The 18,173-nt window shown below is 73.6% G+C and carries 14 protein-coding genes; 5 read left to right on the forward strand and 9 right to left on the reverse strand.

The genetic code is table 11. From position 1 onward, the window contains the following. Positions 1-18: 18 nt before the first annotated feature. The 3 genes from hemQ to hemE are packed head-to-tail and all read right to left on the reverse strand — an operon-like array spanning position 19 to position 3,227. Positions 19-720, reverse strand: coding sequence for a hydrogen peroxide-dependent heme synthase (gene hemQ / locus Q3W68_RS00340; RefSeq protein ID WP_302903570.1), 702 nt, complete (start codon positions 718-720; stop codon positions 19-21). Beyond that, positions 717-2,126, reverse strand: coding sequence for a protoporphyrinogen oxidase (gene hemG / locus Q3W68_RS00345; RefSeq protein WP_302903571.1), 1,410 nt, complete (start codon positions 2,124-2,126; stop codon positions 717-719). Before hemG ends, hemQ begins: the two co-directional genes overlap by 4 nt. Positions 2,127-2,135: 9 nt before the next feature. Next, positions 2,136-3,227, reverse strand: coding sequence for a uroporphyrinogen decarboxylase (gene hemE / locus Q3W68_RS00350; RefSeq protein WP_302903572.1), 1,092 nt, complete (start codon positions 3,225-3,227; stop codon positions 2,136-2,138). Positions 3,228-3,399: 172 nt separating this feature from the next. On the opposite strand from hemE, the gene Q3W68_RS00355 reads away from it, so the two are divergent. Beyond that, a complete protein-coding gene (locus tag Q3W68_RS00355) occupies positions 3,400-3,972 on the forward strand; it encodes a DUF3000 domain-containing protein (RefSeq protein WP_302903573.1) in 573 nt (190 codons plus the stop codon). 159 nt (positions 3,973-4,131) lie between these two features. Here Q3W68_RS00355 and Q3W68_RS00360 read toward each other — a convergent pair whose 3' ends face one another. Together Q3W68_RS00360 and Q3W68_RS00365 are read right to left on the reverse strand one after the other, a co-directional pair. Beyond that, complete coding sequence (locus tag Q3W68_RS00360) at positions 4,132-4,947, reverse strand: hypothetical protein (RefSeq protein ID WP_302903574.1); 816 nt, start codon at positions 4,945-4,947, stop codon at positions 4,132-4,134. A gap of 87 nt (positions 4,948-5,034) precedes the next feature. Continuing rightward, the gene (locus tag Q3W68_RS00365; RefSeq protein ID WP_302903575.1) at positions 5,035-6,555 is read right to left on the reverse strand and encodes a trypsin-like peptidase domain-containing protein; all 1,521 of its coding nucleotides are present in this window, start codon (positions 6,553-6,555) and stop codon (positions 5,035-5,037) included. Positions 6,556-6,788: 233 nt separating this feature from the next. Between Q3W68_RS00365 and Q3W68_RS00370 the strand changes: the two genes are divergently transcribed. The 4 genes from Q3W68_RS00370 (at position 6,789) to Q3W68_RS00385 (ending at position 12,434) form a co-directional block, all read left to right on the forward strand. Beyond that, positions 6,789-8,111, forward strand: a complete 1,323-nt coding sequence (locus Q3W68_RS00370; RefSeq protein WP_302903576.1) for a ribonuclease D — start codon at positions 6,789-6,791, stop codon at positions 8,109-8,111. A gap of 101 nt (positions 8,112-8,212) precedes the next feature. Beyond that, the gene (locus Q3W68_RS00375) at positions 8,213-9,409 is read left to right on the forward strand and encodes a thiolase family protein (protein ID WP_120571005.1); all 1,197 of its coding nucleotides are present in this window, start codon (positions 8,213-8,215) and stop codon (positions 9,407-9,409) included. Then, the gene (locus Q3W68_RS00380) at positions 9,406-11,469 is read left to right on the forward strand and encodes a 3-hydroxyacyl-CoA dehydrogenase NAD-binding domain-containing protein (RefSeq protein WP_030274533.1); all 2,064 of its coding nucleotides are present in this window, start codon (positions 9,406-9,408) and stop codon (positions 11,467-11,469) included. Before Q3W68_RS00375 ends, Q3W68_RS00380 begins: the two co-directional genes overlap by 4 nt. Before the next feature lie 188 nt (positions 11,470-11,657). Next, on the forward strand, positions 11,658-12,434 hold the full coding sequence (locus Q3W68_RS00385; RefSeq protein ID WP_302903577.1) for a hypothetical protein: 777 nt from the start codon (positions 11,658-11,660) through the stop codon (positions 12,432-12,434). A gap of 57 nt (positions 12,435-12,491) precedes the next feature. On the opposite strand, the gene Q3W68_RS00390 is transcribed toward Q3W68_RS00385, so the two are convergent. From Q3W68_RS00390 to Q3W68_RS00405, 4 genes are all read right to left on the reverse strand, one after another. Then, positions 12,492-12,878 (reverse strand): VOC family protein, encoded by a 387-nt coding sequence (locus Q3W68_RS00390; protein WP_302903578.1) that lies wholly within the window; start codon positions 12,876-12,878, stop codon positions 12,492-12,494. Positions 12,879-13,124: 246 nt separating this feature from the next. After that, positions 13,125-15,674 carry a malectin domain-containing carbohydrate-binding protein gene (locus Q3W68_RS00395; protein WP_302903579.1) on the reverse strand — a complete coding sequence of 850 codons (2,550 nt, stop codon included), beginning with the start codon at positions 15,672-15,674 and terminating at the stop codon, positions 13,125-13,127. Between the two features lie 200 nt (positions 15,675-15,874). After that, positions 15,875-17,041 carry a cell wall metabolism sensor histidine kinase WalK gene (locus tag Q3W68_RS00400; RefSeq protein ID WP_302903580.1) on the reverse strand — a complete coding sequence of 389 codons (1,167 nt, stop codon included), beginning with the start codon at positions 17,039-17,041 and terminating at the stop codon, positions 15,875-15,877. Next, complete coding sequence (locus Q3W68_RS00405; RefSeq protein ID WP_302903581.1) at positions 17,038-17,706, reverse strand: response regulator transcription factor; 669 nt, start codon at positions 17,704-17,706, stop codon at positions 17,038-17,040. Before Q3W68_RS00405 ends, Q3W68_RS00400 begins: the two co-directional genes overlap by 4 nt. Between the last annotated feature and the right edge of the window lie 467 nt (positions 17,707-18,173).

Consider the following 18,173-nt stretch of genomic DNA (forward strand, 5'->3'; position numbering starts at 1 on the left):
AAGAAGGGGCCCTTCCTTTCACACCAGGCAGTTGACGATGTCGGCGACCGGGCGGCGGCGGCCGGTGTAGAACGGGATCTCCTCCCGCACGTGCCGCCGGGCGCCGGAGGCGCGCAGGTCGCGCATCAGGTCCACGATCCGGTGCAGCTCGTCGGCCTCGAACGCCAGCATCCACTCGTAGTCGCCGAGCGCGAACGAGGCGACCGTGTTGGCCCGCACGTCCGGGTAGCCGCGGGCCATCTTGCCGTGCTCGGACAGCAGCTCACGCCGCTCGGCGTCGGGCAGCAGATACCACTCGTACGAGCGCACGAACGGGTAGACGCACAGGTAGGCGCGGGGCTCCTCGTCGGCCAGGAACGCCGGGATGTGGCTCTTGTTGAACTCGGCCGGGCGGTGCAGCGCCATCTGCGACCAGACCGGGGTGAGCGCCCGGCCCAGCGTGGTGCGGCGGAACCGCAGGTACGCGTCCTGCAGCGCGTCGCTGGACGACGAGTGCCACCAGATCATCAGGTCGGCGTCGGCGCGCAGCCCGGCCACGTCGTACGTGCCCCGGATCGTGACGTCCTTGCCGGCCAGCTCGGTGAAGAGCGACTCGACCTCGTCGACGACGTTCTCCCGCAGCGACGGCAGCGGGCTGGTGGCCCGGTACACCGACCACATCGTGTAGCGGATGGTCTCGTTGAGCTCCCGCAGCCGCGCCGCGTTGGTCTGCTCGGTCATGCTGCCGATCCTCCCAGTGCCGTGATGATCTCTTCGGCCGCCGTCTCGCCGGAGCGGACGCAGACCGGAATGCCGACGCCGTCGTAGCCGGCCCCGGCCACCGCAAGCGTCGGGCAGGCGGCGCGCAGCGTCGTCCGCGCCGCCGCCACCCGGGCGGTGTGCCCGGGCGTGTACTGCGGCAGCGCGCCACCCCACCGCTGCACGTGCCAGGCCACCGGGACCGGCAGCGGCGTGCCGAGCACCGCCGACAGCTCCCGGTGCACCGCGTCGGCCAGGTCGTCGTCGGTGAGCTGCAGCGACGCCTCGTCGCCGTACCGGCCCACCGAGGCGCGCACCAGCGCCAGCCCGTCCGGCCGCCGCAGGTGCCCCCACTTGGTGGTGAAGAACGTGGACGCCTTGATCGTCAGCCCCTCACCGGCCGGCACCAGGAAGCCGGACAGCTCCGGCAGGGCCGGGCCGGGCAGCGCCAGCGTGATCAGGGCGACGCTGGCGTAGTCGAGCACGCCCACCGTGTCGGCCACCTCGGGCGCGGCGGCGGCGAGCAGCCGGGCCGCCGGGCGGGCCGGCACCGCGAGCAGCACCGCGTCGGCCTCGACGTGCTCGGCGTCGCGAGTCGGCCCGACTGTGAGCCGCCAGCCGCCCGGGGTGCGGCGCAGCTCGCGTACCGCGGTGCCCCGGCGGATCGTCGCACCGCTCGCCGTCGCCGCCGCCTCGACCAGCGTGCTCAGCCCACCGGCCAGGGTGCCGAAGACGGGGGCGCCCGGCGCGCGCGGCGCTGCGGCCTGCGCGGCGCGTACCGCACCGACCAGCGTGTGCTCGGCGCGGGCCGCGCGGGCCAGCGCCGGCATCGTGGTGACCAGCGACAGGTCGTCGGCCCGCCCGGCGTACACGCCGCCGAGCATCGGGTCGACCAGCCGCTCCACCACGGCGTCACCGAGGCGCTTGCGGACCAGCTCACCGACGGAGGTGTCCTCGCCGTCGGCCAGCAGTGGCCGGCCCTCGTCGCGGTCGGCGTCCGCGGCCGGTGGCGCCACCGCCGCCACCTTCTCCAGATCCCCCGGTACGCCGACGAGCGTGCCGCCCGGCACCTGGCGCAACGTGCCGTCGACCAGCAGTGCGGCCTGCCCGACCGTGGGGTGCACGATCTCCTCGTCCAGGCCGAGGCGGCGGGCCAGCGTCACCGCCGCCGACTCGCCGCCGGCCGGGTCGCGCATCAGGAACGACTCCGCGCCGAACTCGACCGGGCCGCCGGCCAGCTCACCGGTGAACAGCTTGCCGCCGAGGCGGCCCGACTGCTCGTACACGGTGATCTCGGTGCCCTCGGGAGCCCGGTCGCGCAACCGGACGGCGGCGGCCAGCCCGGTGATCCCGCCACCGACGATCGCCACCCGCCACGGTCGCACCACTGTCGCCTCCTAGCGCTCCGGTCGCGCGGTCAGCTCGTGCACCAGCGCGACCACCCGGGTCAGCACGTCGGGGTCGGTCTCCGGCAGTACGCCGTGGCCGAGGTTGAACACGTGGCCGGGAGCGGCCCGGCCCTGCTCGACGATGCGCCGCACCTCGGTCTCCACGGCCGGCCAGGGGGCGAGCAGCACCGTCGGGTCGAGGTTGCCCTGCACCGCCTTGTCCGGCCCGATCCGGCCGGTGGCGACGTCCAGCGGCGTCCGCCAGTCCACGCCCACCACGTCGGCGCCGGCCTCGCCCATCGCGCCGAGCAGCTCGCCGGTGCCCACCCCGAAGTGGATCCGGGGCACGCCGGCGTCGGCGAGCCCGCCCAGCACGTACGCCGAGTGCGGCAGCACGAAACGGCGGTAGTCGGCCTCGGAGAGCGCACCCGCCCACGAGTCGAACAGCTGCACCGCGGAGACCCCGGCGTCGACCTGCACCTGGAGGAACGCCAGCGTCACCTCGGCCAGCCGCGCGCACAGCGCGTGCCACAGGTCCGGGTCGCCGTACATCAGCGCCTTGGTCTTGGCGTGCGTCCGCGACGGGCCGCCCTCGACCAGGTAGCTGGCGAGCGTGAACGGCGCGCCGGCGAAGCCGATCAGCGGGGTGTCGCCCAGCTCGACGACGAGCCGGCGGACCGCCTCGTCCACGTACGACACGTCGTCGCGGCCGATCGGGCTGATCCGCTCCACGTCGGCGGCGGTACGGACCGGCTCGGCCACCACCGGGCCGGTGCCGGGCACGATGTCCAGGTCGACGCCGGCCGCGGCGACCGGCACCACGATGTCGCTGAACAGGATCGCCGCGTCCACGCCGTGCCGGCGCACCGGCTGGAGCGTGATCTCGGTGACCAGCTCGGGCCGGCGGCAGGACTCCAGCATCGGCACGTTGGCCCGGATCTCCCGGTACTCCGGCAGCGACCGGCCGGCCTGGCGCATGAACCAGACCGGGGTGTGCGGGCCCGGCTCGCGCCGGCAGGCGCGGACGAAGGGCGAGTCGGCCGGCCCGCCGCGGCGGGGTTCTCCGTCTCGGGCGGCAGTGCCCGTGGTGTCGGTGGTCATCGCGGCCATCGTGCCACGCCCCCCGCGCGCGCCCGCGCTCACCGTCCGCATTTGTGACGTAGAAGGAAGGGCCCCCGCTTAACGCCTCCGGTAGAGGAAGGGGCCCTTCTTAACCGTCGATCACCCGGCGCGCCGTCGCGCGCCGCGCGGTGAGCGCGCATAGGCTGCCCGCATGGCCCCCCCGATCGCGCTCCCGGAAACGTTCGCTCGCGCGGTCGCGGGGCTGCGGTCGGTGACACCCCGCCCGGAGATCATCCTGGAGGAGGTCGGCGCGCCGCAGCGGCTGGCCCCGTTCGCGTTCGCGCTGTCCGCCGCCGTGATGCGCGACGACGACGAGGTGGCCACCGGCCGGCTGATCCTGCTGCACGACCCGGCCGGGCACGAGGCGTGGCAGGGCACGCTGCGGCTGGTCACGTACGTCACCGCCGAACTGGAGGTCGACCTCGCCAGCGACCCGCTGCTGCCCGGCGTCGGATGGACCTGGCTGACCGACGCGCTCGACGCGCAGGGCGCCGGGCACCGGGCGATCGGCGGCACCGTCACCCAGACGCTCTCCACCCGTTTCGGCGAGCTGGCCGGGCCGCCCGCCGCCGGTGACATCGAGATCCGCGCCTCCTGGACGCCGCTGCGCGCCGACCTCGGCCCGCACCTGCTGGGCTGGTGCACGCTGCTGGCCTCCACGGCCGGCCTGCCGCCGCCCGGCGTCACCGCGCTGCCCACCCGCCGCGCCGCCGGCGCCGCCTGACCGTCGTACTCTCCGCGCTGCCCACCCGCCCCGCCGCCGGCGCCGCCTGACCGTCGTACTCTCCGCGCGGCCCGGCCGGCTCGGCTGCTGACCGGCGCGGACGCCCGATGCGACGAAGGCCGCCCCGGCGAGCCGGGACGGCCTTCCGACGGACGCCGGTCAGAGGTAGTTCTCGGCCTCGTCGCAGACCTTGTCCAGGCCCTTGTTGGCCGCATCGAAGGCGGCCCGGTCGCCACGCGACGCCGCCGCGATGGCGGTGGTCAGCTTGTCCAGGCAGCTCGCGATGACCTTCTTCTGCCGGGCCTGCTCGTCCCGGTCGTTCTTGGTGCCGGTCAGGTCCTGCTGGGTGTCCGACAGCCGCTCCTGGACCGTCTTCAGCTCACCCTTGAGCTTCTCGATCTCCTGCTGGTTCGCCGAGATCGTGCCGTCCCGCTGGCTGACCGTCTGCCGGGACTTGTCCAGCTCGCCGCTGGTCGAGACGTACAGGAACGTCATCACGCCGCCGAAGACGAACAGCAACGCGGCGACGAGGCCGAGCACCAGCGCGGCCCACTTCCTGCCGCCGCCGGTCGCCGGCGCGGCGGCCGGCGGGCCGTACGGGCCGGGCGGCCCGGACATCGGCGGCGGCGCGAAGCCGGGGCCGGAGACCGGCGGAGCGGACGCCGGCGGGACCGACATCGGCTGCGCGTAGCCGGGGGCGGAGACCGGCGGGACGGAGACCGGCGGCGCCGACATCGGCTGCGCCGGCGGGGGCACCGGGGCGGCGCCGGGTGCGTATCCCGGCTGTCCCGGCGCGGTGGGCTGGTATCCGCCGTACCCGGAAGCGCCGTCGGACACGGTGGGCTGGTGCATTGTCGGCGCGGGCTGGTTCGGGTCGTACTGCTGGGGCGCGGGCCGGCTGCCGTACGGGTTGCCGTAGACCGTGCCCCCCGGCGCCGGGGGCGGGTTGTCGCCCCCGGCCGGTGGGTAGGACATGTCGTTCCTCCAGATGTGCTGGTCCCCCGCGGGGTGGCCCGATGGGCCGGGGTCGATGCGGTGCGGCCGGGCCGGTGTGGCCACCGGTCAGCAGAGCCGGAACCGGTCGCAGGCGGTCTTGATCGGCACCGCGAGCCCGATGCCCTCGGCGTTACGGGCCTTGGCCGTGGCGATGCCGACGACCTCCTTCGAACCGTTGATCACCGGGCCGCCGGAGTTGCCCGGGTTGATCGGCGCGTCGAACTGGATCACCGGGCCGCCGCCGCGCTCGTCCTCGCGGAACGCGCTGACCACGCCCGTGGTGACGCTGTCCTGCAACCCGAGCGGCGCGCCGACCACGATGATCTGCTGGCCGGACCGCACCGGGGCGCTGGCCGCGACCAGCCCGGTGAACTTGGCGGTGGTCTGGAGCTGCGCCAGGTCCTTGTCCTTGTCGGTGGCGATGATGGTCGCCTCGAACCGCTGGTCCTTGCGCTCCAGGAACACCTTGCGCTCACCCGCGGTGAAGACCGACTCGACCACGTGGAAGTTCGTCAGCAGCGTGGTGCCGCCGCCCGACGGCGCCTTGCCGACGGCGAACGCCGTACCGGTGAACTGCCCGGCCCGCACCCGGAACACGCTCGGCAGCACCGCGCTGGCCACCGCCTCCGGGTTGAAGGCCGCGTCGGCCTGCTTCTCCAGGCTGCCGGCGCGCTGCTCCAGGCCGTCGAGCCGGCTGGCGTCCGCGCCCTGCCCCTCGGCCATTCGCTTGTCGGCGGCGGCGAGCCGGTCGTCGAGCCGGTAGATCTGGTACGCCTGCACGCCGGTGACCACGGTCAGCACGGCGGCCAGGGCCAGCGCCACCACCGCCACCCGGCTGCGCCGGGACGCCGGGCCGGCCGGGCCGCCCAGGGGGCCGGGCTGACCCGGGTACGCGGAGACCTGCTGCGACGGCCCGGACACGGACTGGCCCGGGTACGCGGGCGCAGACACGGGCTGCCCCGGGTAGGCGGGCGCGGGCGTGGACTGGCCCGGGTACGACGGGCCGCTGCCGGACGGGCCCGGATGCGACGGTGCGGCGGGCTGCCGGTCGGGGTACGACGACGACCCCGGCCCGCCCGGATACGACGGCGACGCGGCCGGCTGGCCCGGGTACGCCGGAGCGGAGGTCCGGGAGGTCTGAGCCGGTACGGCCCCGTGGGACGACGGCTGGGCCGGCGCGGCGCTGTAGGACGGCTGGGCCGGCGCGGCGCTGTAGGACGACTGGCCCGGCTGGGTGGGCGTGGTGCCGTAGGACGACTGGCCCGGCTGGGCGGCCGTGGTGCCGTAGGACGACGGCTGGGCCGGGGCGGGCGGGGTCGCGACGCCGGACGAGGCCGCGTAGGGCGTGGGCTGCGGCGCGCCGGCCGCGTCCGGGCGACCCGGGTGGCCGGCGGGCGGCTGGACGGTGGCCCGGGCCGAGGGCGCCGGATAGCCGGTGCCGCCCCATTCGGATCCACCGGCGAACGGCACCGGGGCCGACCCGGCGGGCGGGGCGAAGCGCGGCGGCAGCGGCCCCGGCCGGTCGGCCGCCGTGTCGCCGCCGACCTGCCCCGGCACGTCGTCGCCGGTTCCGTACCCGCCTGTCATGCTCGACCGTCCTCCCCGTCGGCTTCGCCGACGCCCCCCGACCGCTGTGGCACGGCCCGTACGCCGTTCGCGGCTCGATGGACCGTACCGGCGGGAACGGGCTTTGTCTTCCCCGTTGTCCGACCCTCTCACGGCCTCGCAACCCGCACCTTTCGGTCACCTGGCGGCCGTCGCGCCGACACGCACCCGACCGGCTGCGCACACCGGATCGTCCGGCCTACTAGGGTTGTCAGGTGACCGACGAACCACCCCTGCGCCGTCGGGCCGCCGAAAGCCGTACCGGAGAGGCGTCCGCCGATCCGACGTCGGCCCTGCCGGAGCCGGCGGACGCGGGGATCGAGACCGACCCGGACGCGGCCGTCCCCCTGACCGCGCCGCGCGACGGCACGCCCGCCCCGGTGGCCACACCTGCCGAGCTGGACGAGGTCGTGGCCCGCTTCGCGGCCGGCACCGGCCCGGTGGCCCTCGACGCCGAACGCGCCTCCGGCTACCGCTACAGCCAGCGCGCCTATCTGGTGCAGCTGCGCCGCGGCGGCGCCGGCACCGCGCTCATCGACCCGCTGCCGCTGCCCGACCTGTCCGCCCTGGACGCGGCGATCGCCGGGACCGAGTGGGTGCTGCACGCGGCCAGCCAGGACCTCGCCTGCCTGGCCGAGGTGGGGCTGCGCCCGCGCCGGTTGTTCGACACCGAACTGGCCGCCCGGCTGGCCGGGTTCGAGCGGGTCGGCCTGGCCGCGCTGACCGAACAGCTGCTCGGGTTCAGCCTGGAGAAGCACCACTCCGCCGCCGACTGGTCCAGCCGGCCGCTGCCGGAGTCCTGGCTGACGTACGCGGCGCTCGACGTGGAACTGCTCGTGGACCTGCGCGACGCGCTGGACGAGGAGTTGCAGCGGCAGGGCAAGTCGGGCTGGGCGGCGGAGGAGTTCGACGCGCTCGTGCGCAACGGCGCCCGCCCGCCGCGCGTCCGTGCGGAGCCGTGGCGGCGCACGTCCGGCATCCACCGGGTACGCGGCGCGCGCGCCCAGGCCCGGGTGCGTTCCCTCTGGTACGCGCGGGACCAGATCGCCGCCCGCCGGGACGCCGCCCCGGGCCGGGTGCTGCCCGACTCGGCCATCGTCGCCGCCGCCGAGCTGGACCCGAAGGACGAGAAGACGCTGCTCACGCTCCCCGGGTTCGGTGGGCGGTCGGTGCGCCGGCTGGCGCGTACCTGGCTGGCGGCGCTGGACGACGCGCGCCGGCTGCCGGACGACGCGCTGCCGGTGAGCCCGGCTGTGGAGGGCCCGCCTCCGCCGCACCGGTGGGCCGAACGCGACCCGGTGGCGGCCGGGCGGCTGGCCCGCGCCCGGGAGGTGGTGGTCGGCACCGCCGGTGCCCACCGGCTGCCGGCGGAGAACCTGATCGCGCCGGACTCGATCCGCCGGCTGGCGTGGCAGCCGCCCGCGGAGATCACCGACGAGACGGTCGCGGAGACGCTGCGCGGGTTCGGCGCCCGCGAGTGGCAGATCGGTCTGCTGCTGCCCGCTCTTACCGAGGCGCTGCGCACCCCGCAGCAGTAACGTCGGTGGCAGGTGTGAGGTGGGCCACGCGGGGGGTGGTGCCACGTTTGGTTACTGGCGAGTAGCATCCGGGGAAATGCCCGTGCCGAGGGAGGCTCCAAGTGCCCCGTGAAGTCCGGGATGTCGTCTTCGTCGACGGCGTCCGTACCCCGTTCGGCAAGGCGGGTGGGATGTACGCCAACACCCGCGCCGACGATCTGGTGATCCGCTGCATCCGCGAGCTGATGCGCCGCAACCCGCAACTGCCGCCGGAGAAGGTGGAGGAGGTGGCCATCGCCGCCACCACCCAGATCGGTGACCAGGGCCTGACCATCGGCCGCACCGCCGCCCTGCTGGCCGGCCTGCCCAAGACCGTGCCCGGCTTCGCCATCGACCGGATGTGCGCCGGCGCGATGACCGCCGTCACCACTGTGGCCAGCGGCATCGCCGTGGGCGCGTACGACGTGGCCATCGCCGGCGGCGTCGAGCACATGGGCCGCCACCCGATGGGCGAGGGCGTCGACCCCAACCCGCGCATCGTCGCGGAGAAGCTGGTCGACCCGTCCGCCCTGGTGATGGGCTCCACAGCGGAGAACCTGCACGACCGCGTCCCGCACATCACCAAGGAGCGCACCGACGCGTTCGCGCTGGCGTCGCAGCAGAAGACCGCGAAGGCGTACGCCAACGGCAAGCTCCAGGGCGACCTGGTGCCGGTGGCGGTCCGCGACCCGGAGGCGGGCTGGGGCCTGGCCACCGTGGACGAGGCGCCCCGGGACACCTCGATGGAGAAGCTGGCCGGGCTGAAGACCCCGTTCCGGCCGCACGGCAAGGTCACCGCCGGTAACGCGGCCGGCCTGAACGACGGCGCCACCGCCGCGCTGCTGGTCGCCGAGGAGACCGCCCGCGAGCTGGGCCTGCCGGTCGGCATGCGCCTGGTGTCGTTCGGTTTCGTCGGCGTCGAGCCCGAGGTGATGGGCGTCGGCCCGATCCCGTCGACCGAGAAGGCGCTGCGCATCGCCGGCCTGAGCATCGACGACATCGGCCTGTTCGAGCTGAACGAGGCGTTCGCGGTGCAGGTGCTCGCCTTCCTCGACCACTTCGGCATCGCCGACGACGACCCGCGGGTCAACCCGTGGGGCGGCGCGATCGCCATCGGTCACCCGCTCGCGTCCTCCGGCGTCCGGCTGATGACCCAGCTCGCCCGCCAGTTCGCCGAGCACCCCGAGGTCCGCTACGGCCTCACCGCCATGTGCATCGGCATCGGCATGGGCGGCACCGTGATCTGGGAGAACCCGCACTGGGAGGGTGGAGACAAGTGAGCCTCGCCGCACCGAACGAGGTCGTCACCAAGGCGCTGCTGCGCCAGGTGGCCGTACCCGGGCTGGACCGGCCCGCCGCCCTCATCACCCTGGACAACGGCTTCGACCACACCAAGCCGAACACCTTCGGCCCGGCCGGTCTGACCAGCCTGGACGAGGCGATCACCGCAGCGCTGGCGGCCGAGCCGGCGTTCATCGCGGTCACCGGCAAGCCGTACATCTTCTGCGTGGGCGCGGACATCACCAGCCTGCCCGCGCTGGAGAACCGCGAGCAGGCGCTGGAGATCGGCCGGCTGGGCCACCGGGTCTTCGCCCGCCTCAAGGACAGCGGTGTCCCCACCTTCGCGTTCGTGAACGGCGCGGCGATGGGCGGCGGCCTGGAGCTGGCGCTGCACTGCCACTACCGGACGCTGTCGGCGGGCGCGGCGGCCCTGGCGCTGCCCGAGGTCTCGCTCGGCCTGATCCCCGGCTGGGGCGGTACGCAGCTGCTGCCGAACCTGATCGGCATCCCGGCCGCCACGCAGGTGATCATCCAGAACCCGCTGATGCAGAACAAGATGCTCAAGCCGAAGCAGGCGGCCGAGATGGGCATCGCGGACGTGCTGCTGGAGCCGGCCGACTTCCTGGAGCGGTCGCTGGAGTGGGCCGCCGGCGTGGTCCGGGGCGAGGTCACCGTGACCCGTCCCGAGGTCGACAAGGACATGTGGGCGGGCGTGCTCTACTTCGCCCGGCAGACCCTCGACCAGCGGCTGCACGGCGCGGTCCCGTCCGCGTACAAGGCGCTGGACCTGCTGGAGACGGCGAAGGACGCCGACTTCGCCACCGGCACCGCGGCGGAGGACGAGGCCCTGGCGGACCTGGTCTTCTCCGAGGAGCTGCGCAGCGGCCTGTACGCCTTCGACCTGGTGCAGCGGCGGGCCAAGCGGCCGGCCGGCGCGCCGGACAAGGGCCTGGCCCGTCCGGTCACCAAGGTGGGCATCGTCGGCGCCGGCCTGATGGCCAGCCAGCTCGCGCTGCTGTTCGCCCGGCGGCTCCAGGTCCCGGTCGTGATGACCGACCTGGATCAGTCCCGGGTGGACAAGGGTGTCGGCTACGTGCACACCCAGATCGAGAAGGCCGTCAGCAAGGGCCGGATGGACAAGGGCACCGCGGCCAAGCTGTACGGCCTGGTGTCCGGCTCGGTCGACAAGTCCGTGTTCGCCGACGCCGACTTCGTCATCGAGGCCGTGTTCGAGGACCTGGGCGTCAAGAAGCAGGTCTGGGCCGAGCTGGAGAAGATCGTCAAGCCGGAGGCGGTGCTCGCCACGAACACCAGCTCACTGTCCATCACGGAGATGGCCGCCGAGCTGGAGCACCCGGAGCGGGTAGTCGGCTTCCACTTCTTCAACCCGGTCGCGGTGCTGCCGCTGCTGGAGATCGTCCGCGGCGAGCGGACCGACGACGCCACGCTGGCCACCGCGTTCGCGGTCGGCAAGCAGCTCAAGAAGTCGTCGGTGCTGGTGAAGGACGCCCCGGCGTTCGTGGTGAACCGGCTGCTGACCCGCTTCCTCGGCACCGTGTTCGCCGCCGTCGACCAGGGCACTCCGCTGGACGTGGCGAACAGCGCGCTGGACCCGCTGGGCCTGCCGATGCGTCCGCTGGCGCTGCTGCAGCTCGTCGGGCCGGCCGTGGCGTACCACGTCGGCGGCACCCTGCACGAGGCGTTCCCGGACCGGTTCGGGGTCAGCGAGAACCTCAAGCGGATCGCCGACTCGGGCCAGCCGATCGTGGTCGACGACCAGATCAACGACGAGGTCGCGAAGCTGCTCGTGGTCGGCGACGAGCCGCTCACCGCCGAGCAGGTCCGGCAGAACGCGCTGGACGCGCTGGCGCAGGAGATCCGGCTCATGCTCGACGAGGGCGTCGTCGCCGAGGCGCAGGACATCGACCTGTGCATGATCCTCGGCGCCGGCTGGCCGTTCCACCTGGGCGGCGTCACGCCGTACCTGGACCGGACCGGCACCTCCGAGCGGGTGACCGGCAAGCGGTTCCTGCCGCGCGGCGTGGCAAGCCTGCGCTGACCGACCGCACCGCATCGATCGCGGTGGTCGGGCTGTCCGTTCCGGACGGTCCGCCCACCGCGATCGGCGTCTGCGGCCCAGGTCACGGGTAGGTCGCGGTTTTCCGTCGCCGCCCTTGGGCGGGACAGCGGGCCGGCGGTGGTCCTGGCTACGATCACGCGTCCAGTTTTCTCACAGGAGCTGCCTACATGTCCCAGCCGCCGTCCAGTCCCTATTCCGGCAACTACCCCTCGTCCCCGCAACAGCCCGGTGGCTACCAGCCGCCGCAGCAGCCGCAGTACGGCGGCGACTACCCGCAGGCTCCGCAGCAGCAGTACGGCGGCGACTACCCGCCGCAGCAGCCGCAGTACGGCAGCCAGCTCGGCGCGCCGGTCCCGCCGAAGAAGAAGTCCGGCGTGGGCAAGGTCCTGCTGATCGTCCTCGCGGTGGTCCTGGTGCTCTGCGTCGGCGGCGGTGTCGCCGCCTACTTCGCCACGAAGGACACCGTCGACGAGGTGGTCACCGCCACCAAGACCCGGGTGGTGGAGCCGCAGACGCTCGGCGGCCGGGCGAAGGTCACCGACCCGCAGCTGCAGTCCGCCGCGGCGCAGATGAAGGCCCAGCTCAGCAAGGACGTGCCGGACGCGACCAGCACCGTCGGCGCGTTCTACGGCAACCCGGCCAAGAAGGACCTGGTCATGATCGCCGCGGTGTCCGGCGTCATCGCGGACCCGAAGAAGGAGCTGGCCGACGCCACCGCGGCGGTCGCCCCGGACCTGGCCACCAAGGACTTCAAGACGGTCGACGCGGGCCCGCTCGGCGGCGACGCCAAGTGCTCCGACGGCAAGGCGTCGGACGTTCCGGTGGCCGTCTGCATCTGGGTCGACCGGGGCAGCCTCGGCATGGTGGTGGTCTACTTCAAGTCCGCGGCCGAGCTCCAGTCGGAGTTCGTGACGATGCGCGGCGAGGTCGAGAAGCAGGACTGACGCCCGTCACGCACCGGGCCCCCGCCGTGACGGCGGGGGCCCGGTGTCGTTTCCGGATCAGGCGGACGCGGCCCGTTCGGCGGGGCTCCGGCAGACACAGAACTCGTTGCCCTCGGGGTCGGCCAGCACCACCCAGCCGGTCCCGTCCGGCCGGCGCCGGTCGGCCACCATCGTGGCGCCCAGCTCACGCAGCCGCGCCACCTCCTCGTCCCGGGTGCCCTCGGCGGCGTGCAGGTCGAGATGGAAGGCGCCCTTGCCGTGCCGCTCACCCACCTCGACGAACAGCAGGTCGGGGCCGTGCCCGCCGGGTGCGGCCAGGACCGCCTCCGGGTCGCCCGGGTGGTCGTCGTCGGCGAGCCGGCGGTCGAGCACGCGGGCCCACCAGCCGGCCAGGGTGTACGGGTCGTCGGACTCGACGGTCACGCAGTGGATCTGTGCACTCATGGTGCTTCCTCCTGTGGGGAGCGCGCCCCGGCACAGTGGGAACGTCAGCGGGGAACGCGGGGCGCGGGACGGTTCACGACGGACATCGACCACACCCCCTTCCACCTCTCGGGCTGACCCGGTTGATCATTCCACCGCCCCCCGGCGTCCACAACCCCGCCCTGTGCAAGGAAGGGCCCCTTGTTAACAGCGAGGTGTTAACAAGGGGCCCTTCCTCTACCGGAGGCGTTAAGAAGGTGCCCTTCCTTACGGGCCGACGAAGACCGCCTTCGCGCGCCAGTCGACGCCGTCGACCGCCGGGCCGCTGAGCACCGTGAACGTCCCCGCCGGGGCGCCGTTCACCCAGTCGACGGCGGACAGGTCACCGGTGCTCCGGTTCACCTTGTAGAGCGTGGAGCCGGCCACGAAAACGGCGCCCGCGTCGGAGAACCCGCTCGCCCCGGACACCGAGAACCGGTCGGCGCCGACCACGCCGCTGTCCGGCGTGAACCAGCGCCAGAACAGGCCGTTCTGCCCGGTCAGGGTGTAGTAGAGCCGCCCGCCGGTGTAGAACATGCCGGCCACGTTCGGGATCTCGGCGTAGAAGCCGGTGGTCGCGCCGACGTACGTCTGCCCGGCCGGGCCGGAGTTGGTCACCACGTTGTCCCAGTAGGGGTCGTGGTACGGGTCGACCAGCTCGGGCGTGCCGAACGTGGTGCCGTTGAACGTACGCCGGTACAGCGCGCCGTCCGCGCCGTAGAACAGCGTCCCGCCGACCCAGAACGCGCCACGCGCGCCCGCCCAGACGGTCCCGTCCGGGTCGGCCACCGGGGCCGGCGCGCCGACGGCGTTCTGCCCGTCGTACGAGCGCACCTGCACGGGCGAGCCGGCGCCGCTGGGCGGTGGCCCGGTCTTGACGATCTCGATGGCGTTCACCAGCGGGTTCTCCCGCACGTGGCGGAACTCGATGTCGATCGAGCCGTCGCTGACCACGGTGAACTCGCGCATGGTGCCCACGTTGTGCCCGGCGGTGGCGGACAGGTCGAGGTCGTCGAGGACGACGGCGCCCTCCAACGCGACGTCGAAGATCCGCGTGCCGGCGTTGGCGGTGCCCGCGTACCGGTTGGCCAGGTAGAGCCGCACGTGCACCTCGGTGCCGGTGGCCACCGGGAACTGCCAGGTCATCTCCGTCCCGCCGGACGGGTCGTACCGTTCGTCGTTGTAGAGCACGGCCGGGGTGCCGGCCGGCACCGTCGAGTCCACGGTGGGGGCGGTGGTGTAGCTGGAGGTGCTGCTGCCGGTGTTGCGGTACGGGCTGGGGCTGGAGCTGGTGTCGGCCGCCCAGTCCGGCCCGCCGTCGGTGGCGGCGACGGACGAGCCGCCCGCGTTCACCCGGTGCAGCACGTTCGTCGGCTGCGGCAGGCCGGCCTGGTACACGTTGCCGGGCAGCGTCGCCGTGGTGGCCGGGTGCGGGGCCTTGCCGCCGGCGAGCGGGAAGAACGCGATCCGCTCCCGCCGGTACTGGAAGTTGCCGATCCAGAGCGTGTCGCCGCCGATCCAGAGCCCGGATTCGGTGACGAGCATCTCGGACGCGCCGATGCCGCGCGGGTGCCGGCCCGGGTTCCAGGACAGCGGCAGGCCGTTTACCGGGTCGAGCGCGGCGATGCTGGCCCGGCCGACCGCGCCGGCCCGGGCGTTGTCGGTGCCCGTGGTGTTGTTCAGCCAGCGGAGGTGACCGCCGACGTAGACCGCCTGCTCGCTGATGCCGACGGACAGGAACGTGTCGCCGCCGCTGTAGTCGACCCAGGTCGGCTGGAGAGCGGAGCCGGTCGCGCCGGCCTCCCAGCGGGCCGCGGTGTCGCAGAGCGTGCCGCTGTACGGGGCGCCGGTGGTGACCACCACGAAGTAGCTGTTGTCCGGGGAGAACGCGACGTCGCGGACGTACGAGTCGAACGACTGCCACTTGCAGCGCGGCGTGTACCGGGCGGTGTTCCAGTCCGCGACGGTGGCGGCGGTGGCACCCAGGTCGAACTTGACGATCTGGTCGTGCAGCACCCCGTCGGCCTTCTTGAAGTTGCCGATGACGACGAGCTGCGTGCCGTCCGGGGATACCGCCAGCTTTTCCGCGCCCACGCCGGCCTTGGCGCCGCTGACGCCGTCCCAGTTGTGGTTCTCGGTCAGCGTCGTGGTGAGGTAGCCGTCGACAGCGCCGGTGGTGGCGTTGAGCGAGGCGAGCCCGCCGCGCGGGTTGGGGTTGCCGGCGGTGGTGAAGATGCCGCCGACGAGCAGCCGGTTGCCGACCAGCGCGATGTCCTTGATCAGCCCGTTGAACGCCGGCGGCGCGAAGCTGGTGACGACCGCACCGGTGGCGACGTCGAGCAGGGCCACCTTGCGCCGGGTCACGCCGTTGACGGTGTTGAACTTGCCGGCGACGAAGACGGTGCCCGCCGTGGGACCGCCGACGACGGCCGTCACCTCGTTGTCGAGCGTGGGCGCGAACGCGGTGTCCACCTGCCCGGTGGCCTTGTCGAAGGCGAGCAGGTAGCTGCGGGCGATGTCGACGTCGGAGTTGCGGTTCTGCACCCGGGTGAACGAGCCGCCCGCGATGATCTTCGTACCGGCGTCGTGGATCGCGTCGACCGAGCCGTCCTGGACGTCGGGCGAGGCGGTGGAGGGGACGGTGTGGACCACTTTGTCGTGGCCGGGCGCGGCGTTGGCCGACGCGGGCGTGGCCGGCGAGAGGCCGGCGACGGTGAGGGCGCCGGCGGTGAGAACCGCGAGAAGACGGCGGCGGCGCGGGGCCGAGGCGTGGGTCACGGGCAGCTCCGGTGGGTGAGTGAGGCGTCGCTGCGCTCACTCTCCGTTGATCCACACCTCCGCGTCCAGCGGGAGTGGCGCATTCTGCCCGACCACCGGGTCGCCGGGGCCGACCACCGTCGGGTCCGGCCAGGACAGCCGAGACCGTCCGCACGAAAAGGTGAGGTCGTCTCACCGCCTGGTCGGGCTGAGGTGGGCGGTCAGGTGGATGCCGGCGGGTCGGCCGACGGAAGCGTGACTGTCACCTCCAGGCCGCCGCCGGGCTGGGCGACCGCCTTGACCGTGCCGCCGTGCGCGTCGCTGACGGCCCGCACGATCGACAGGCCGAGACCGGAGCCGCGCGCGCCGGTGCGTTCCTGGCCGCCGCGCCGGAACGGCTCGAACAGCCCGGGTACGTCGGCCGGTGCGACCTCGAAGCCGGTGTTCCCCACGACCAGCCAGGACCGTTCCCCGTCGGTGCCGGTACGTACCCAGATCCGCCCGTGCAGGTGGTTGTAGCGGACCGCGTTCTCCACCAGGTTGCCGGCGAGCCGGTCGAGCAGGCCGGGGTCGCCGACCACCGGCGCCGGGCGCAGCGAGGTGTGCACCTTCAGGCCGATGCGCTCCACCTCCCGGGAGACCGCTGAGAGCGCGTTCGCGGTGCCGATGGCGAGGTCCGACTCGGCGCGCCGGGCGAGCCGCCGTCCGGTCTGCGCCTCGCTGCGCGCCAGCACCAGCAGCGCGTCGACGAGGCCGTTGGCGCGTTCGGAGGCGTCGCGCACCACGCCGGCCATGCGGCGGTACTCGGCGAGGTCGGCGTCGTCGTCGCTGAGCGTCACGTCGATTTCGGTACGCATCACCGCCAGCGGGGTTCGCAGCTCGTGCGAGGCGTTCGCGACGAACCGTTTCTGCGTCTCGAACGCGCCGCTGATCCGGTCGAGCATGGCGTCGAACGTCTCGGCCAGCTCGGCCACCTCGTCGTCGGCGCCGGACCAGCCGATGCGCTCGTCGAGCGTGGCCTCGCCGAGCCGGCGGGCGGTGGCGGTGACCTGGTGCAGCGGGCGCAGCGCCCGGCCGGCCACCAGGTACGCCCCGGCCACCCCGACCACGCTGATCGCCACCAGCGCGAGCAGGCCCTTGACCAGCAGTTCCTGTGACGCGGCGTCCACCAGTTGCCGCTGCCACTGCCCGGCGTCGAGCGTGCGCCCGTCGCTGAGCACCACAGTGGTGCCGGGTAGCAGCTCGTCGGTGGGGCGCAGCGCGTCGCGGACCAGCAGCCAGGCCAGCAGCACCAGGATCGCCCCGGCGCCGACCAGCAGCACGCCGTTGAGCAGGGTCAGCCGCAGCCGCAGCGTCGGCCGTACCCGGCGCGTGGCCGGCGCGCTCACTGCCGTACCCCGCCGATGCGGTAGCCCGCACCCACGACGGTGTCGATGAGCGGCGGGTCGCCGAGCTTCTTGCGCAGCGTCATCACGGTGACCCGGACGATCGTGGTGAACGGGTCGGTGTTGGCGTCCCAGACCCGCTCCAGCAGCTCCTCGCTGGACACCACCGCGCCGCGCGCCTTGAGCAGCTCGGCGAGCACGCCGAACTCCTTGTTGGTGAGGTCGAGCGGCACGCCGCCCCGGCTCACCACCCGGCGGGCCGGGTCGAGCACCAGATCGGCCACCTCCAGCACGGGCGGCGCGGCCGGGGTGGCGCGGCGGCCGAGCGCCTGCACCCGGGCCACCAGCTCGTCGAACGCGAACGGCTTGGCCAGGTAGTCGTCGGCGCCGAGCTGCAACCCCTCGACCCGGTCGGCGACGGTGCCGCTGGCGGTGAGCATCAGCACCCGGGTCAGCGCGCCGGATGCGGCCAGGTCGGCGCAGATCCGGTCGCCGTGCACGCCGGGCAGGTCGCGGTCCAGGATCACCACGTCGTAGCGGGTGACGAACGCCGCCTCGTGCCCGGCGTCGCCGTCGTAGGCGACGTCGACCGCCATTCCGCGCTTACGCAGCCCGCGCCCGATCGCGTCGGCGAGGTTGCGCTCGTCCTCGACCACCAGTACCCGCATCCCGGCCTCCCACCTCGTGACCCCTGACAACCTAGTGCGGCAGGCAAAACCGGCCGCCGGAGGAGCCGACCCGCGAGACGACCGTCGACGAGCGCCGGCGAGCGCGGCGGGGGCAAACGCTCGGGCCACCTCGCCCGGCCCGAAGCCCTAAGGTGTGACTCTCCGTGACGTTGACACGGGTTGGCGGCTTCGTCACGGACGGTGATGAGCGCTCGTTCGACCGAACCGGACGACCGGGAAGGCAAATCGCCTTGACCTGGTAAAACCCTCAACCCGCCTCTACTGGAGGAGACACCCCTCCGCGCCCTTTGCTCTGCAGCCTCATGCGCAGCGATAGCCGTGGGTCACCGATGCGCCGATGGCTGCAGAGCAAAGGGGCGCGGGGGTGACCATGCCGCGGGGACGCTGCGGCTACGGTCGGTGACAGCACACCGGGTCGATCGCCCGTGCGGTGGCACGGGCCGCCG

Origin of the sequence: Micromonospora sp. C28ISP2-4, from assembly GCF_030519385.1 — a bacterium.
Taxonomy (GTDB): domain Bacteria; phylum Actinomycetota; class Actinomycetes; order Mycobacteriales; family Micromonosporaceae; genus Micromonospora; species Micromonospora tulbaghiae.

Coding starts and splice junctions, on each gene's coding strand:
- hemE (WP_302903572.1), bottom strand. CDS start 3,227: ATGACCACCGACACCACGGGCACTGCCGCCCGAGACGGAGAACCCCGC.
- Q3W68_RS00405 (WP_302903581.1), bottom strand. CDS start 17,706: ATGCGGGTACTGGTGGTCGAGGACGAGCGCAACCTCGCCGACGCGATC.
- Q3W68_RS00385 (WP_302903577.1), top strand. CDS start 11,658: ATGTCCCAGCCGCCGTCCAGTCCCTATTCCGGCAACTACCCCTCGTCC.
- hemQ (WP_302903570.1), bottom strand. CDS start 720: ATGACCGAGCAGACCAACGCGGCGCGGCTGCGGGAGCTCAACGAGACC.
- Q3W68_RS00360 (WP_302903574.1), bottom strand. CDS start 4,947: ATGTCCTACCCACCGGCCGGGGGCGACAACCCGCCCCCGGCGCCGGGG.
- Q3W68_RS00365 (WP_302903575.1), bottom strand. CDS start 6,555: ATGACAGGCGGGTACGGAACCGGCGACGACGTGCCGGGGCAGGTCGGC.
- Q3W68_RS00390 (WP_302903578.1), bottom strand. CDS start 12,878: ATGAGTGCACAGATCCACTGCGTGACCGTCGAGTCCGACGACCCGTAC.
- Q3W68_RS00355 (WP_302903573.1), top strand. CDS start 3,400: ATGGCCCCCCCGATCGCGCTCCCGGAAACGTTCGCTCGCGCGGTCGCG.